The following is a 16,462-nucleotide window of genomic DNA, read 5'->3' as shown; positions in this document are numbered from 1 at the left end:
CGCTGCGGTCCCATAGGCTTGCTTCCATGCTGTGGGACGAATCCGTCCCGCGCCGCTTCAGGAAGTCGCCCCCCTATGAGTAACACCACGCCAGAAAAGGGCCATGTCGCCCCTTACAAGCACCCGGCCGGCGGCTGGGGTGCGCTCAAGTACGTTGCCATCAACCTCGTCAAGGAGAAGGTTGCCGGTGGCAAGTACAAGACCCTGTTCAAGCAGAACCAGCCCGACGGCTTTGACTGCCCGGGCTGCGCGTGGCCGGACCGGCAGCACGCCTCCACCTTCGAGTTCTGCGAGAACGGCGTCAAGGCGGTGGCCGCGGAGGCGACCAGCAAGCGGGTGACGCCGGGCTTCTTTGCCCGGCACACGGTCACCGAGCTGCTTGCGCAATCGGACTACGAGCTCGAGCAGCATGGCCGGCTCACCCATCCGATGGTCTACGACCGGCAGACCGACAAGTACGTGCCGATCGGCTGGCAGGACGCGTTCCAGCTGGTGGCGCGTCATCTGCGCGCGCAGCCGCACCCGGACGCGGCCACGTTCTATACGTCGGGCCGCGCCAGCAACGAGGCCGCGTTCCTGTTCCAGCTGTTCGTGCGCATGTACGGCACCAACAATTTCCCGGACTGCTCGAACATGTGCCACGAGGCCACCAGCCGCGGCTTGCCGCTGACGGTGGGGGTGGGCAAGGCCTCGGTGCTGCTCGACGACTTCGAGCATGCCGACGCCATCCTGATCTTCGGCCAGAACCCGGCCACCAACCACCCGCGCATGCTCAACGAGCTGCGCGAGGCGGCCAAACGGGGTGCCGCCATCGTCTCGGTCAACCCGCTCAAGGAGCGCGGCCTGGAACGCTTTGCCAGCCCGCAGCATCCGTCCGACATGCTGGCCGGCAACGGCGTGCGGATCGCGTCGATGTTCGTGCGGCCCAGGCTGGCCGGGGACTTTGCCTTGCTCAAGGGACTGGGCAAGCGCGTGATCGAACTCGACGATGCCGCCATCGCGGCCGGCACCGCGCGTGTGATCGACGTCGACTTCATCGCCACACACACCTCGGGCTTCGACGCCTTCGTGGCCGACCTGCGCGCCGAGAGCTGGGCCGATATCGTGGCCGAGTCGGGCGTGTCGCGCGACGATATCGACGCGCTGGCCGAGCTCTATGTCAACAGCAAGCGCACCATCGCGTGCTGGGGCATGGGCCTGACGCAACATAAGAATTCGGTGCGCACCATCCAGTTGCTGTCCAACGTGATGATGCTGCGCGGCAATATCGGGCGCCAGGGCGCGGGCCTGATGCCCGTGCGCGGGCATTCCAACGTGCAGGGCGACCGCACGGTCGGCATCGAGGAGCAGCCGGGCGAGGAATTCCTCGACCGCCTTGGGCAGGTGTTCCACTTCGAGCCGCCGCGCCACCATGGCCAGGACGTCGTGGGCGCGATCCAGGCCATGCTGGACGGCCGCACCAAGGTCTTTGTCGGCCTCGGCGGCAACTTCGCCATGGCCACGCCCGACACGCCGCGCACCTGGCAGGCGTTGCGCAACTGCGACCTCGTGGTCAATATCGCCACCAAGCTCAACCGCAGCCACCTGATCATGGGGGGCGACGCGCTGATCCTGCCCACCCTGGGCCGCACCGAGATCGACATGCAGGACGGCGTGGCGCAGGGCGTGACGGTCGAGGACTCGGTCTGCATGGTGCATATCTCGTACGGCATGAACAAGCCGGCCTCGCCCGACCTGATGTCGGAAACCGCGATCGTGGCCGGCATCGCCGATGCCACGCTGGGCTCGGCCAAGGTCGACTGGAAGTGGTATGCGCAGGACTACAGCCGCATCCGCGATGCCATCGAGAAGGTGATTCCGGGCTTCGAGAACTACAACGAGCGCGTCGCGCGCCCCGGCGGCTTCCACCTGACGCCGGCCTCGCACCGCCGCGTGTGGAATACCCCGTCGGGCAAGGCCACCTTCCTTGTGCACGCGATCGACAAGGACACCCCGATCGGCCGCGCGCGCGAGAAGTACGGCAAGGACCTGATGGTGATGATGACCACGCGCTCGCACGATCAGTACAACACCACCATCTACGGGCTCGACGACCGCTATCGCGGCATCTTCGGCCTGCGCCGCGTGGTGTTCATCCATCCCGCCGACCGTGAGCGCCTGGGCTTCCATGCCGACGAGCGCGTCGATATCACGAGCGTGTGGGACGACGGCATCGAGCGGCAGGCGAAGGACTTCCTGCTGGTCGACTACGACATTCCGCAGGGCTGCCTCGGTGCCTACTATCCGGAGACCAACCCACTGGTGCCACTGGAGAGCATCGGCGACCGCTCGGGCACGCCGACCTCGAAGTCCATTCCGGTCATCCTGCGGCGCGCGGGCGCGCAGGGCTGAGCATCGGCCGGCGCTGCGCCCCCGCCGCCTGCCGTGCACGAGCGCCCGCGCGGCTGGTGCAGTGCGGCACGCGGCGGGGCGTGGCGGTGGCGTGGCCGTGGTGGGACGGCGGCGCGGCGCGGACTGCCATGCCCGCTGTCCTTGTCGCCCATCCCCGCAACTGTATGCCTCGCCCCGCATCATGTCGGCTACCATGGCGCCATGCCTGCCACGCGAGTCCGCCATGATCCCAGCTGAACCCACCCCGTCGCCGGGCTACCTCGTGCGCGACATCGTGCGCCACAAGGCCGGCACGGCTGCCGCCGACGTCGATACCGTGGCCGAGGAAGTGCCGGTCGCGCTGGTCTACAACGACATTTCGCACGCGGTCATGATGGCCACGCCGCTCGACCTCGAAGCGTTCGCCATCGGCTTCTCGCTGACCGAGGGCATCGTCGACAGCGCGTCCGAGATCTACGAGATCGAGGTGGTGCCGGGCTGCGACGCTTTCGAGGTCCAGATGCGCATCAGCCAGCGCGCGTTCATGGCGATGAAGGCGCAGCGCCGCGCGCTGGCCGGCCGCACCGGCTGCGGCGTGTGCGGGATCGAGAGCCTCGCGCTGCTCGACCTCGCGCCGGCACCGATCGCCGCCCCGCGCCAGGCGCTGGTACCGACCCGCCGGATGATCGAGCGCGCCGCCGCCGAATTGCCGGCGTGGCAACGCCTGATGCAGGCCACCGGCGGCGTGCATGCGGCCGCATGGTGCGGCCCCGAAGGCGACGTGCGGCACGTGTTCGAGGACGTGGGACGGCACAACGGCCTCGACAAGCTGATCGGCCATCTGGTGCGCGAATGCGTGCCGCTGGACGAGGGCTTCGTCTTCCTGTCGAGCCGCGCGAGCTACGAACTGGTGCGCAAGGCCGCGCGCGTCAATATCCAGATGGTGGCGACGATCTCGGCGCCAACCTCGCTCGCCATCCGCATTGCCGAGGCCGCCGGCGTGCGCCTGCTGAGCTTCTGCCGCAAGGACGGCTATGTCGAATACACCGGCGCATCCCCGGCACAGCCCACCGCCCGCGCAGACCGGGCCTCGTGCTGAGACCATCCACCGCGCCGACCAGGAAGGAGACACCGTGGCACTCGATCATCAACTTGCACTGTCCTGCGCCGTCCTCACCGTGAGCGACAGGCGCACGGCCGACAACGATACCTCGGGAGACCTGCTGGCGCGGCTGCTGAGCGCGGACGGTCACCGCTGCGTGCGGCGCGAGATCGTGGCCGACGACCGCTACCAGATCCGCCGCGTGCTCAGCGACTGGATCGTCGCGCCCGATGTGCAGGTCATTCTCACCAATGGCGGTACCGGCTTGCACGCGCGCAATTCGCTGCCCGAGGCGGTGCTGCCGCTGCTCGATCGCGAGATCGACGGCTTCGGCGAGCTGTTCCGCGCGCTCTCGTTCCAGAGCGTCGGTGCCTCGGCGATGCAGTCGCGCGCGCTGGCCGGCACCGCCAATGGCCGCGTCATCTTCTGCATGCCCGGCTCCGAGGATTCGTGCCTGACCGCATGGAACGGCCTGCTGCGCGCACAGCTCGACAGTCGCACGCGCCCGTGCAACTTCGCCACGGCGTACCGCTAGGCGCGCGATGCTGAGCTTCGATCAGGCCCAGTCGCGCTTTGCCGAAAGCGTGGCGCCGGTGCGCGAAGCGGAGACCGTCTGGCTCGAACTCGCCGCCGGGCGCGTGCTCGCGCGCCAGCTCGCGGCGCGTGGGGACGAAGCGCTGCCCGCAGCGGGCACGTTGCTGCAGCCGGGCCATATCGCCGCGCTGGCCGCGCAGGGCCATACCGAGGTGCCCGTGTTCCGGCTGGTCGAAGTCGCGCTGCTGATCGCGGACGATCGCACCGCGAACGACTTGCCAGCGACCGACCGCCCCGACGCCAACGGCCCCATGCTGGAGGCGCTCGTGCAATCGCTCGGCGCGCTGGTACGCCGGCGCAAGCACGTCGCCGACGACGAGCGACGGTTGCATGACGCGCTGGTCGACCTGGCGGACCCGGGCGGCGGCGGCGCGGGCAGGGCGGCCGTGGGGGGAGCGTGGGGCGAGTGGGAATGCGACGTCGTGTTCGTCAGCGGTGCCAGCCATCGGCTTGGCGCGGCCCTGGTATCCGCCGGCGGTGAGCTGATCTGCCGCCAGGTGGACATGCAGCCCGGTCGCACCGTGCTGCTGGGTCGCCTGCGCGATTGTCCCGTAGTCTGCCTGCCGGCCGACCCGGTCGCGGCCTATATCACGTTCGTTCTGCTGGCCACGCCGATGATCCGCCGGCTGCAGGGCCGCGCCAGCATCTTCCCGCCGGTGGACCGGCTGGCACCGACCTTTGCCGTGCCGCGGCAATGGGCAGGCGACGGCGCGGCGGACGCGTTCTGGGGCGTCGCGCGCGCCCCGGGCGGCGACGGCACCGGGCGGGTGCACGCCGCTGCGCAGCCATGGGGTTCGGTGGCCACGCTCGGCGATGCCGCCGGGCTGGTCCGCCTAGCGCCACCCATGTCGGGGCGGACACAACCCCACGTTCCGTATTACGATCTCAGCCGTTGGCTTTGCTGAAGGCGCCCGGGGGGGCGGCGGCGAGCGGCTTTCCTGACGAACAGAACTGGCGTAACCGGCGATAAAGCGGGAAAAAAGCGGGAAAAAGGCGGGCGAAAAAGCGGACGAAAGGCTGACTGGCGGTGAATCTATACGAGAAGCTTGCGGCGGATATCGAGGCATTGGTGCAACAGGGGGTACTGCTGCCGGGGGAGAAGATTCCGTCGGTGCGCCAGGCCAGCCAGCATCACCGGCTCAGCATCACCACGGTAATCCGCGCCTATGTGCTGCTGGAAAGCCGCGGCATTATCGAGAGCCGGCCGCAATCGGGGTACTTCGTGCGCGCGCGCCGTGACGAACCCGTGGTCGAATTGCGGCCCACGCGGCCCGACCCCAAGCCCTCGGCGGTGGATGTCAGCTCGCTGGTGCTGTCCACGCTGCGTTCGATCCGCGCCGACGATGCCATCGCGCTCGGCTCGCCGTATCCCGATCCCACGCTGTTCCCGTGGCAGCGCATCAATCAGTACGCCAACAATATCGGGCGCCGCTACGCCACCTGGAACGTGCTCGACGACCTGCCGCCCGGCCAGCCGCAACTGATCCGCCAGATCACGCGGCGCTATCTGGAGAACGGCTATACGATCGATCCCAACGAGCTGATCATCACCATCGGCGCCACCGAGGCCATCAATCTGTGCCTGCAGGCGGTGGCCAGGCCCGGCGACGCGATTGCGGTCGAGTCGCCCACGTACTACGCCATGCTGCATGCGATCGAGCGGCTCGGCATGCGCGCGGTGGAAGTGCCGACCGATCCGGTCGAGGGCATCGACCTGCCGTCGCTGATGCGATTGATCGAGGAGCGCGATATCGCGGCGTGCATGGTCATGCCGAACTTCCAGAATCCGCTCGGCTTCCAGATGTCCGACGAACGCAAGCGGCAACTGGTGACGCTGCTCACGGAGAAAGACATCCCGGTGATCGAGAACGATGTCTATGGCGAGCTCTATTACGGCGATGCGCATCCGACCTCGCTCAAGGCGTACGACACCGCCGGCATCGTGCTGCATTGCGCCTCGTTCTCCAAGACGCTGACCAATGCCTGGCGCATCGGCTGGGCCTTGCCGGGGCGCTACCGCGAGCAGGTGGAACGGCTCAAGTTTCTCAATACGCTGACCACGCCGGCCATTCCGCAGCTGGCGATCGCCGAGTTCCTCAAGAACGACGGCTACGACTTTCACCTGCGCCGTGTGCGCAAGGCCTATGCGCAGCAGGCCGACATCATGGCCGCCACCGTCCGGCGCTTTTTTCCGCCCGGCACCAGTACCTCGCGCCCGGCCGGCGGCTACGTGCTGTGGGTGCAACTGCCCGAGGGCGTCGATGCGATGGCGCTCTACCACGCCGCGCTCGAACGCAGGATCACGGTGGCGCCGGGCCATATCTTTGCGCCGGCGCCGACCTATACCAACTGCATCCGGCTCAACTACAGTGCCGCATGGACGCACGAGATCGAGGCCGCGGTGGTCACGCTCGGCAAGCTCGTGACCTCGCTGCAGGCACGCACGACGGGACCCGCGCAGGCCCTGTCAGGATAACAACGAGATTGGAGACCCCCGATGGAAGAGCAGAACGACCAGGAAGACCAGCAGAATTCCAGCGACGACATGGACCCGGCCGTGGCCGGCATCCTGCAGGTGCTGTGGAGCGCCAGCCAGGAAACCGACGGCCGGCGCTGGTCGCTCGCGCGCATCAGCAAGCGCGCCGGCGTGCAGATGAGCGTGCTGCGGCGGGTGCTGACCCAGCTGGAGCAGCTTGAACTGGCCGAAGCTGCCATCGACGAGGAAGGCCGCGGTACCGCCAGCCTGACGGAAGAGGGCGAAGCGCTCTGCGCGGAGCTGTTCGACGGCCAGGCGCCGCAGGTCACGCGGCACTGAGCGGCACCGAGCGGCACTGAGCGGCACTGAGCGGCACTGAGCGGCACCGGGCAGGCGCGCCGGTGCCGCGTCGCCGCATCACGGGCAGGTCAGACGACCTTGCCCGGGTTCATCACGCCCTTCGGGTCGAGCGCCTGCTTGATCGCGCGCATCATCGCCAGCTCCACCTCGCTCTTGTAGCGCTGGTTCTCGCCGACCTTGAGCTGGCCCAGCCCGTGCTCGGCCGAGATCGAACCGCCGTGCGCATGCACGCTGTCATGCACGATGCGGTTGACCATATCCTGATGGCTCAGGAAGGCGTCGTGGTCGGCCCCCTCCGGCGGCGAGACGTTGTAGTGCAGGTTGCCGTCGCCGAGATGGCCGAAGGTGACCATGCGCGCGCCCGGAAAGACGTCCTGCAGCAGGCTGTCGGTACTCTCGATAAAGTCCGCCACGCGCGAGATCGGCACCGCGATGTCGTGCTTGATGTTCTTGCCTTCGTCCACCTGCGCGAGCGGGATATGCTCGCGCAGGTTCCAGAAGTCGCGCGACTGCTGCATCGATTCGGCCACCACCGCGTCCGTCACCACGCCGGCATCGAACGCGGCCTCCATCATGGTTTCGAAGATCGCGCGCGCATGGTCTTCGCTTTCGCTGTCCGACAGCTCCAGCAGCACCAGTTGCGGGTGCATCTGGGCAAACGGATAGCGCAGCTGCGGATAGTGCCGCGTGACCAGCGTCAGGCAGAGTGCCGACATCAGCTCGAAGCCGGTCAGCAACGAGCCCGCGTGCGATTGCGCGATGGCCAGCAGCGCGAGCGCCGCGCGCGGACTCTCCACCGCCGCCAGCGCGGTGACCTTGGCGCGCGGGGCAGGGTAGAGCTTCATGACCGCCGCCGTGATGATGCCGAGCGTGCCTTCGGCGCCGATAAACAGGTCGCGCAGATCGTAGCCGGTGTTGTCCTTGCGCAGGCCACGCAGCCCGTCCCAGATCTCGCCGCTGGGCGTGACCACCTCCAGGCCCAGGCACAGGTCGCGCGTATTGCCATAGCGCAGCACGCCGGTGCCGCCCGCATTGGTCGCCAGGTTGCCGCCGATGGTGCAGCTGCCTTCCGCCGCCAGGCTGAGCGGGAACAGCCGGCCGTGCTCGCGCGCGGTGTCCTGCAACTGGTGCAGTACCACGCCGGCATCGGCCGTAATGGTGTTGTTGAGCGGATCGATCTGGCGGATCCGGTTCATGCGCAGCAGCGACAGCACCACCACGCCCTGCGCGGCGGCGTCGCCGGGGGCCGGCGTGGCGCCGCCGCACAGCCCGGTATTGCCGCCCTGCGGCACGATCGCCAGGTGATGCGCATGGCAGGCGCGCACCACCTCGGCCACTTCCTGCGTGTTGCCCGGACGCAGCACGGCCAGTGCATCGCCGGTATAGCGGCGGCGCCAGTCGGTCAGGTACGGGGCCTTGTCCTCCGGTTCGGTCAGTACGTGCTGCGCACCGATGGCGGCGCGGCAGAGATCGAGGAACGATGCAAGGTGCGATGCGTGGCTCATGTCAATACCTGTCTCCTGGATTAGCGGGGCGAGCCCGCCTTGTCGGCCTTGCCGGTCTTGTCGACCCGGCCGGCCTGGCCGGCGCGGGCGCGCCGCTTGTACGGGCGCAGGTAGAAAATCGTACTGAAGAAGAACACCAGTGTCAGCGCCACCTCGATGCAGGCCAGCAGGGCGGAGGGCTGGCGATCGCTGGTGGCGCGCACCACGCCCTCGGTAAAATAAAGCAGGATCAGCATCGACGACCACTGCAGCGTATAGCGGTTGCGCGTCAGCACGCCGCGCAGCACCGGCAGCAGGAACACCACCTTGAGGATCAGCCACGAGCCGCCCGGCCGCAGCGGCGCCAGGAACCATTCCCACGCGATGCAGAGCGCCATCAGCGCGAGCAGGCTCAGCAGGCTCGCGCGATGCAGCCGCGCGCTGTGGAGCTCGGCGTCGGTGCCGCCGGCGGCCGTCATGCCGGGGCTCCGGCCAGGCGCAGCGCGGTCTGTGCCAGGCGGCGTCCCATCGCCATGGCCAGCGCGCTTTCCTGTTCGGTCACCGGACCGCGGTTGTCGACGTGCGCATGATGGCTCGGGCCATAGGGCGTGCCGCCCGCGGTGGTCGTCATCAGGCCCGCTTCGGAGTAGGGCAGGCCCATCACCAGCATGCCGTGATGGAACAGCGGCAGCATCATCGACAGCAGCGTGGTTTCCTGTCCGCCATGCAGGCTGCCGGTGGAGGTAAACACGCAGGCGGGTTTGCCGGCCAGCGTGCCGGACAGCCATTGCGACAGCGTGCCGTCGATAAAGTACTTCATCGGCGCCGCCATATTGCCGTAGCGCGTGGGGCTGCCGAGCGCCAGGCCCGCGCATTCTTCCAGGTCGCGCGCCTCGGCGTAGGGGGCGCCCTCGGGCGGGATATCGGGAGCGGTGGCCTCGCACACGGTGGAAACCGGCGGCACCGTGCGCAGGCGGGCCTGGGCACCGGGCACGCTGTCGATGCCGGCGGCGATCAGTTCGGCGAGCTTGCGTGTGCTGCCGTGACGGCTGTAGAACAGGACGAGGATGTCGAGCATGAAGCGAGGATCCGGCAGTCATGGACGCCGCGGTCGGCGACCGCGCGCGGTGTGGGCCCAGGCGCGGACATCGGCGCCGTGAACAATGCGCGTATTATAGTTGCGGGCCCTGGTGCCCTTCCATGGCCGTGCCGCAGGTCGCTACGCCGTGCCTATGCCGTACCAATGCCGTGCCAGTGCCGTACCAGTGTCGTGACCATGACAGTGCCGATGCACCATCGAGCTACCCTATCGTTTCAGCAAGGAGTCTTTGCCGCATGACCGCTGCTCGCATCGCCCGCCTGCGCAGGGAATGGAACCTGCAGAAGGTGCGCGCGCTCGCCCGTTACGCCATGCGCCGCGCCGGCGAGGACCGGCTGCCGCAAGTGTCCGCCAGCCTGACGTTTACCACCGTGCTGGCCATGGTGCCCGTGCTCACGGTCGCATTCGCGCTGCTCGCCGCGTTTCCGGTGTTTCGCGATTTCCGCGGCCAGATCGAGACCTTCCTGTTCCAGAACCTGATTCCGGGCGGCAATATCAGCGATTCGGTGTCGCGCTACCTCGGGCAGTTCGCCAAGAGCGCGCGCGGCCTTACCGCGCTGGGGCTGGCAGGCCTGATGATTACCTCGGTGCTGACCATGCTGACCGTCGAGGACGCGCTCAATGCGATCTGGCGGGTCAAGCGGCGCCGGCCGCTGGCGCAGCGCATCCTGGTGTTCTGGGCCGTGCTCACGCTGGGCCCCGTGCTGATCGGCGGCAGCCTGTCGATCAGTTCGTACCTGATCTCGATCTCCGCCGGCTATGTCGGCACCATTCCGTTCGGCGTGAGCCTGCTGGTCGGACTGACGCCGGTGTTGCTGTCCGCGCTCGCCTTCGCCTTCCTGTATATGGCGGTGCCATATGCCTATGTGGAGTGGCGCGACGCGTTCGTGGCCGGCGTGGTGGCGGCCATCGCCTTCGAGGTGGCCAAGCGCGCGTTCGGTTATTTCATTACGCATATCCCCACCTATACCGCGGTGTACGGCACCTTTGCGGTATTCCCGCTGTTCCTGCTGTGGATGTATGTGAGCTGGCTGGTCACGCTGCTGGGCGCCACCATTGCCGCCAACCTGCCGGTGGTGCGCCAGGGCCACTGGCGCCGCCGCACCTTTGCCGGCAGCGAGTTTTTTGACGCGCTCGGCGTGCTGTATCTGCTGTATCGCGCGCGCGACGACGTGCCGCGCAGCGTGGGCGAGCTCGATATGGGCCGCCGCCTGCGTGTGGAGGCCGACTACCTCGCCGTGCTGCTGGCCCGCCTCAAGGCCATGCACCTGATCGGCAAGCTCCAGCAGGAACGCGGGCAGGCGCACTGGGCGCTGCTGTGCGACCCGGCCCAGGTCACGCTGCGCACGCTGTACGACCGGCTCGTGCTCAACCTGCCGCGCCTGCCGCGCACCGCGCTCGCGCATCAGATGCAGGGGGTGGAGCGGCTGCGCGGCATGCTCGACAACCCGCAGCTGGACCAGCCGCTCGAGGTGGTGTTTCGCCAGCAGGAAGAACGCCGGCCGCAAGGAGGCGCGTCCGAAGGAGGCACGCCCGCAGGTGGCATGGCGGAAGGTGGCACACGCCAGGGCGGCAAGCCCGACGGCGCCCGGCGCGTGCTGGAGGTGGTGCCGCCCGGATGGCAGGGACAGGGCGGAGCGGGCCCGCAGGGCTGAGCGCGCCGGCTAGAACGGTATCCGCCCGCGCCAGATATCGGCGTACATCACCCAGTCGCCCATCAGGCTGTAGAGCGGATGCCGGAACGTGGCGGGCCGGTTCTTCTCGAACGCGAAGTGCCCGATCCACGCCAACGCGTAGCCGGCCACCACTGCAGCGAGCAGCCACCACGCGTTGGCGGTCAGCACCAGCGCCAGCAGACACAACAGCGCCATCGTCGAGCCGGCAAAATGCAGGCGCCGGCAGACCGGATGGCGATGCTCGTTCAGATAGAACGGGTAGAACGCGGCAAAATTCTCGAACTCGCGGGCATGCGTATCGGGCATGGTGGCCTCCAGGATGGGACAACCGCAAACCGGCCGGGCACGACGGCTACTGCCCGACCACGCGCCGCGCAAACGCGGCCAGCGCGTCGAGCACCTCGTCCGGCTTCTCGCCCATCAGCGCATGACCGCACGGCACCGTGACCACGCTCGCGGCCGTCATGCGCGCGGCCAGCGCCTGCGCCGCCCTGGGCGAGGTCATCTGGTCCCTGGTGCCGGTCACGAACAGCGCGGGGCAGGTCACCGCGGCGGCGGCTTCGTCGCCATGCGCATAGGCGTTGCAGGCAGAGAAATCGGTATGGAACACATGGGCCTGTGGATTGCGCTGCGCCACCCGTTCCATCAGCCGCTGGCTGCCGCCATGCATCCACGCGCCCGGGCCCGGTGCGGCCGGTTTGTTGGCCAGGCTCGACAGCGACCACTGGTTGACCATCGCAATGGCCTCCGCCTCACGGTGCAGCGACGCTTCCAGCAGGGCCTCGGACACCTTCATCGGGTACGCCGTCGCCAGCAGCGCGATGGCGCGCACGGCGTGCGGATGGCGCGCCGCGCATTCGAGCGCGATCAGCGAACCCATGCTGTGGCCGAACACCAGCACCGGCGCGCGCACCCCGGCGGCCGCCACCAGCGCCATGATCCAGTCCGCCATCGCCTCCACCGTGGCAAGCGGCGCGCCGCCGCTGCGGTTGTGGCCGGGCAGGTCCACCGCGAGCACGGCAAATCCGTGATTGGCAAACCAGCGCGACTGCAGGCTCCAGACGCTGTGGTCGTTCTGCGCGCCGTGCACGAACACGACGCAGGGCAGGGTGGCATCGAACGGCTTGCCGCCCGTATATGCATAGGCCGCCTGGTCCTGCGGGTGGCCGGGAAGGTGCAGTTCCATCAGCGGCCTCCCGCGTGCTTGGGGTTCATCGCCCGCTCGGCCGCCTTGAGGCCGCGCTTGAGATCGTCGATCAGGTCGTCGGCGTCCTCGAGGCCGATCGATAGCCGGATCGTGCCTTCGCCGATCCCCGCCGCGCGCAGCGCCGCCGCATCCATGCGGAAGTGCGTGGTCGAGGCGGGATGGATCACCAGTGAGCGCGCATCGCCGACGTTGGCCAGATGCGAGAACAGCGTCAGGCTCTCGATAAAGCGCTGGCCCGCCACACGGTCCGCGCGCAGGTTGAAGCTGAACACGGCGCCGCAGCCGCGCGGCAGCAGCCGCCTGGCCAGCGCATGGTCAGGGTGCGTGGTCAGCTCCGGGTACGCCACCGACTCGACCATCGGATGCGCTGCCAGGAAGTCCACCACGCGCCGCGTGTTGTCGACATGGCGCGCCATGCGCAACGGCAGCGTCTCGATGCCCTGCAGCAGCTGCCACGCCGCCATCGGGTTGAGCGCCGCGCCAAAGTCGCGCAGGCCTTCGCGCCGCGCGCGCAGCAGGAACGGCGCGACCGTGCTTTCCTCGGTAAACACCATGTTGTGGAACCCGGCATAGGGCTCCGACAGTTCGGGAAAGCGCCCCGACGCATCGAAGTCGAAGGTGCCGCCCTCCACCAGCACGCCGCCGATGGTGGTGCCATGTCCGCCCAGGAACTTGGTGGCCGAGTGGTAGAGCAGGCCGGCGCCGTGGTCGAACGGCCGCAGCAGGTACGGCGTGGTGAAGGTCGAGTCCACCAGCAGCGGAATGCGATGCTCCTGGCCGAGCTGCGCCACCGTGGCGATATCGAGCACGTCGAGCCCCGGATTGCCCAGCGTCTCGCCGAACAGCAACCGCGTCTCGGGCCGGATGGCGGCGCGCCAGCCGTCGATATCGCGCGGATTGACAAAGGTGGTCTCGATGCCGAAGCGTCGCAGCGTGTAATGCAGCAGGTTGTGCGAGCCGCCGTACAGCGCCGACGAGGCCACGATATGCGAGCCCGCGCCCATCAGCGTGGCCACCGCCAGATGCAGCGCGGCCTGGCCCGAGGCCGTGCCGATGGCCCCGGCGCCCCCCTCCAGCGCGGCCACGCGTTCCTCGAACACGGCCACGGTGGGGTTGGAAATGCGCGAGTACACATGGCCCGCGCGCTCCATGTTGAACAGCGAGGCCGCGTGTTCGCTGTCGCGGAACACGAACGAGGTGGTCAGGTGGATCGGCGTGGCGCGGGCCCCGGTGGCGGGGTCCGGTGCGGCGCCGGCGTGCAGCGTCAGCGTGTCGAAACGGGTTCCGGACATGGCGGTTCACTCGTGGTTGTCTCCGGCGGCCATCGTAGCACCGGACGGCCGGCGTGCCATTGGGTGTAACCTCGGTGAGCCGGCGCGGCCGCAATCTCGAAGTTTCGCTCGCTTTACTTGCCCCGCCGGTTTGGGCTAGGATCGCCGCATCCTCTATAGAAAGCGAGACGCGACCGTCCGCGCGGCGGGAGACCATCATGAAAGTCAGCGACATCCTTCAGATCAAGGGCAACGTGCTGTATTGCGTCAAGCCGGATACGCCCCTGCTGGAGGCGGTGAACACCATGGCGGAGCACGATATCGGCTCGGTGGTGGTCATGGAATACGGCGAACTGGTCGGCATGCTGACGTTCCGGGAGATCATCGAGACGCTGGCCAGGAACGGCGGCAGCGTCGGTCCCCACAGCCTGCGCAAGATCATGGACGACGCGCCGCTGACGTGCACGCCGGAAACCGACGTCAACGAGGTGCGCCGCATGATGCTCGAGCGCCACACCCGCTACCTGCCGGTCCTCGATAACCGTACGCTGATGGGGGTCATTTCGTTCTACGACGTCGCCAAGGCGGTGGTCGAGGAGCAGAGCTTCGAGAACAAGATGCTCAAGGCCTATATCCGCGACTGGCCGGAAGAGCGCGCCCAGCCGTAGCCGGGGGCGCCGTCGCAGCCTGCCCCTGCGCCGGTCCCGCTCAGCCGGTCCCGCTCAGCCGATCCCGCTCAGCCGATCCCGCTCAGCCGATCCCGCTCAGCCGATCCCGCGCCGCCCGTCCCCCTTCCATCTGAAGCCATCGCGCGCGCTTGCCGCCGGCTTTCTTCCAGCCGCCGCCGCCCGGGGGCGTGGTACGCGGCGAGCCAACCCACCCATCCATGAGCCAACACAGCCAGTTCCGCCTGCTCGGTCTGCGGCGCTTCGCCCCGTTTTTCTGGACGCAGTTTCTGGGGGCGATGAACGACAACGTCTTCAAGGTCGCCTTCACCTCGCTGGTGACCTACCACACGGCGCTGTTCGAAGGCGTCGATGCCCATTCCGCCGCGTTCCTGATCTCGGCCATCTTCATTGCGCCGTTCGTGCTGTTTTCCGCCACCAGCGGCCAGATTGCCGACAAGATCGAGAAATCCCGGTTGATCCGGCTGGTCAAGTCGCTCGAAATCGCCATCATGCTGCTGGGCCTGGCCGGCTTTGTCTGGCACAGCGCGCCGCTGCTCTACCTGGGCACCTTCCTGATGGGCCTGCATTCCACGCTGTTCGGCCCGGTCAAGTTCGCCTACCTGCCGCAGCATCTCGACCAGACCGAACTGGTGGGCGGTAATGGGCTGGTGGAGATGGGCACCTTCGTCGCGATCCTGCTCGGCACCATCGTCGGCGGCGAGCTGGCTGGGCTCACGCGCGACGGCACCGTGGTCGGCCCGCACTATGTGGGACTGGTGTGCGTGGCCCTGGCCGTGGCCGGGCGCCTGGTCTCGCAGCGCGTTCCGCTGTCGCCCGCGCCGCAACCGGACCTCAGGATCAACTGGAATCCGTTCACCGAAACCTGGCGCAACCTGATGCTCGCGCGCGAACGCCGCGTGGTGTTCCTGAGCCTGCTCGGCATTTCGTGGCTGTGGTTCCTCGGCGCGACCTTCCTGACCTCGTTCTTCAGCTTTGCCAAGGACGTGCTCGGCGGCGACCAGAACGTGGTCACGCTGCTGCTGGCCGTGTTTTCGCTCGGGATCGGCCTCGGCTCGCTGCTGTGCGAGCGGCTGTCGAGCCGGCATGTGGAGATCGGCCTGGTGCCGTTCGGCTCGATCGGCATGACCGTGTTCGCGGTCGACCTGTATGCGGCCAGCCAGGGCCAGGCCCCGGGCACGGTGCTGACCGGCGTGGCCGGGTTCCTGGCCGGCCCCGGGCATTGGCGCGTGCTGATGGACCTGTTCGGCGTGGCGATGTTCGGCGGCTTCTACAGCGTGCCGCTCTATGCGCTGATCCAGAGTCGCTGCGCGCCCACCCATCGCGCGCGCATCATCGCCGCCAACAATATCCTCAACAGCTTCTTCATGATCGCGGCGTCGCTGCTCGGCGTGGCACTCACCACGGCCGGCTACACCATTCCCCAGCTGTTCCTGGTGGTGGGGCTGCTCAACGCGGTGGTGGCGATCTACATCTACACGCTGGTGCCGGAATTCCTGCTGCGCTTTATCGCCTGGATCCTGGTGCATACGATCTACCGGCTGCGCCGCATCAACGCTGAGAATATCCCCGAGGAGGGCGCCGCGGTGCTGGTCTGCAACCATGTGAGCTTTGCCGACGCGGTGGTGCTGATGGCGGCCAGCCCGCGCCCGGTGCGCTTTGTGATGGACCATCGCATCTTCCGCATCCCGTTCCTGTCGTGGTTCTTCCGCCAGGCCAAGGCGATTCCGATCGCGCCGGCCCATGAGGACCCCGCCATGCTCGCGCGCGCTTACGATGCGGTGGCGGCCGCGCTGGAAGACGGCGATCTCGTGTGCATTTTTCCCGAGGGCAAGATCACGGCGACGGGCGAGCTGAACGTCTTCCGCGGCGGCGTGCAGCAGATCATCCAGCGCACGCCGGTGCCGGTGGTGCCGATGGCGCTGCGCGGCCTGTGGGGCAGCTTCTTCTCGCGCAAGGACGGCCCCGCCATGTCGCGGCCGTTCCGGCGTGGCATCCAGAGCCGGCTCGAACTGGTGGTCGGCGCGCCGGTGCCGCCGGAACACGTGACCCCCGAAGGCCTGCAGCAGACCGTACTGGCCTTGCGCGGGGAGTGGCGCTGACCGCCGCCACCCTGTTTCGCACCACCTTGATCGCA

General features: G+C 68.2%; 15 protein-coding genes. 9 read left to right on the top strand and 6 right to left on the bottom strand.

Translation table 11 applies throughout. The annotated features are described in order from the left end of the window. Positions 1 to 75: 75 nt before the first annotated feature. From DFLDMN_RS05700 to DFLDMN_RS05675, 6 genes are all read left to right on the top strand, one after another. Positions 76 to 2,391 carry an FdhF/YdeP family oxidoreductase gene (locus tag DFLDMN_RS05700; protein ID WP_423197505.1) on the top strand — a complete coding sequence of 772 codons (2,316 nt, stop codon included), beginning with the start codon at positions 76 to 78 and terminating at the stop codon, positions 2,389 to 2,391. Positions 2,392 to 2,614: 223 nt separating this feature from the next. Then, positions 2,615 to 3,469: a formate dehydrogenase accessory sulfurtransferase FdhD gene (fdhD, locus tag DFLDMN_RS05695; RefSeq protein ID WP_423197504.1), complete on the top strand. Its 855-nt coding sequence runs from the start codon at positions 2,615 to 2,617 to the stop codon at positions 3,467 to 3,469. A gap of 34 nt (positions 3,470 to 3,503) precedes the next feature. Then, the gene (gene moaB, locus DFLDMN_RS05690) at positions 3,504 to 4,007 is read left to right on the top strand and encodes a molybdenum cofactor biosynthesis protein B (RefSeq protein WP_423197503.1); all 504 of its coding nucleotides are present in this window, start codon (positions 3,504 to 3,506) and stop codon (positions 4,005 to 4,007) included. Positions 4,008 to 4,014: 7 nt separating this feature from the next. Then, positions 4,015 to 4,971: a hypothetical protein gene (locus DFLDMN_RS05685; protein ID WP_423197502.1), complete on the top strand. Its 957-nt coding sequence runs from the start codon at positions 4,015 to 4,017 to the stop codon at positions 4,969 to 4,971. A 122-nt stretch (positions 4,972 to 5,093) separates the two neighbouring features. Further along, a complete protein-coding gene (locus DFLDMN_RS05680) occupies positions 5,094 to 6,542 on the top strand; it encodes a PLP-dependent aminotransferase family protein (RefSeq protein ID WP_423197501.1) in 1,449 nt (482 codons plus the stop codon). 21 nt (positions 6,543 to 6,563) lie between these two features. Continuing rightward, entirely contained in the window at positions 6,564 to 6,881 is a 318-nt protein-coding gene (locus tag DFLDMN_RS05675; protein WP_423197500.1) for a transcriptional regulator, read from the top strand. 89 nt (positions 6,882 to 6,970) lie between these two features. Here DFLDMN_RS05675 and DFLDMN_RS05670 read toward each other — a convergent pair whose 3' ends face one another. The 3 genes from DFLDMN_RS05670 to wrbA are packed head-to-tail and all read right to left on the bottom strand — an operon-like array spanning position 6,971 to position 9,464. Continuing rightward, positions 6,971 to 8,407: an FAD-binding oxidoreductase gene (locus DFLDMN_RS05670; RefSeq protein ID WP_423197499.1), complete on the bottom strand. Its 1,437-nt coding sequence runs from the start codon at positions 8,405 to 8,407 to the stop codon at positions 6,971 to 6,973. Between the two features lie 20 nt (positions 8,408 to 8,427). Beyond that, the gene (locus tag DFLDMN_RS05665; RefSeq protein WP_423197498.1) at positions 8,428 to 8,865 is read right to left on the bottom strand and encodes a DUF2069 domain-containing protein; all 438 of its coding nucleotides are present in this window, start codon (positions 8,863 to 8,865) and stop codon (positions 8,428 to 8,430) included. Continuing rightward, positions 8,862 to 9,464 (bottom strand): NAD(P)H:quinone oxidoreductase, encoded by a 603-nt coding sequence (wrbA, locus tag DFLDMN_RS05660; protein WP_423197497.1) that lies wholly within the window; start codon positions 9,462 to 9,464, stop codon positions 8,862 to 8,864. The genes DFLDMN_RS05665 and wrbA overlap by 4 nt, the downstream gene beginning before the upstream one ends. Before the next feature lie 257 nt (positions 9,465 to 9,721). Here wrbA and DFLDMN_RS05655 point away from each other — a divergent pair, with 257 nt between their 5' ends. Continuing rightward, positions 9,722 to 11,140: a YihY family inner membrane protein gene (locus tag DFLDMN_RS05655; protein WP_423197496.1), complete on the top strand. Its 1,419-nt coding sequence runs from the start codon at positions 9,722 to 9,724 to the stop codon at positions 11,138 to 11,140. 9 nt (positions 11,141 to 11,149) lie between these two features. Here DFLDMN_RS05655 and DFLDMN_RS05650 read toward each other — a convergent pair whose 3' ends face one another. The 3 genes from DFLDMN_RS05650 to DFLDMN_RS05640 are packed head-to-tail and all read right to left on the bottom strand — an operon-like array spanning position 11,150 to position 13,660. Further along, positions 11,150 to 11,467 (bottom strand): Mpo1-like protein, encoded by a 318-nt coding sequence (locus DFLDMN_RS05650; protein WP_423197495.1) that lies wholly within the window; start codon positions 11,465 to 11,467, stop codon positions 11,150 to 11,152. 46 nt (positions 11,468 to 11,513) lie between these two features. Continuing rightward, on the bottom strand, positions 11,514 to 12,347 hold the full coding sequence (locus DFLDMN_RS05645) for an alpha/beta fold hydrolase (RefSeq protein ID WP_423197494.1): 834 nt from the start codon (positions 12,345 to 12,347) through the stop codon (positions 11,514 to 11,516). Next, entirely contained in the window at positions 12,347 to 13,660 is a 1,314-nt protein-coding gene (locus tag DFLDMN_RS05640) for an O-acetylhomoserine aminocarboxypropyltransferase (protein ID WP_423197493.1), read from the bottom strand. The genes DFLDMN_RS05645 and DFLDMN_RS05640 overlap by 1 nt, the downstream gene beginning before the upstream one ends. Before the next feature lie 197 nt (positions 13,661 to 13,857). Here DFLDMN_RS05640 and DFLDMN_RS05635 point away from each other — a divergent pair, with 197 nt between their 5' ends. Both DFLDMN_RS05635 and DFLDMN_RS05630 read left to right on the top strand, forming a co-directional pair. Then, positions 13,858 to 14,307 (top strand): CBS domain-containing protein, encoded by a 450-nt coding sequence (locus DFLDMN_RS05635; RefSeq protein ID WP_423197492.1) that lies wholly within the window; start codon positions 13,858 to 13,860, stop codon positions 14,305 to 14,307. A 218-nt stretch (positions 14,308 to 14,525) separates the two neighbouring features. Then, on the top strand, positions 14,526 to 16,427 hold the full coding sequence (locus DFLDMN_RS05630; protein WP_423197491.1) for an MFS transporter: 1,902 nt from the start codon (positions 14,526 to 14,528) through the stop codon (positions 16,425 to 16,427). Positions 16,428 to 16,462: the final 35 nt, after the last annotated feature.

This window comes from Cupriavidus sp. H19C3 (assembly GCF_049393815.1).
GTDB lineage: Bacteria > Pseudomonadota > Gammaproteobacteria > Burkholderiales > Burkholderiaceae > Cupriavidus.
The sequence above is the reverse complement of the archived record's forward strand: the minus strand, read 5'-3'. Positions and strand labels throughout refer to the sequence as shown.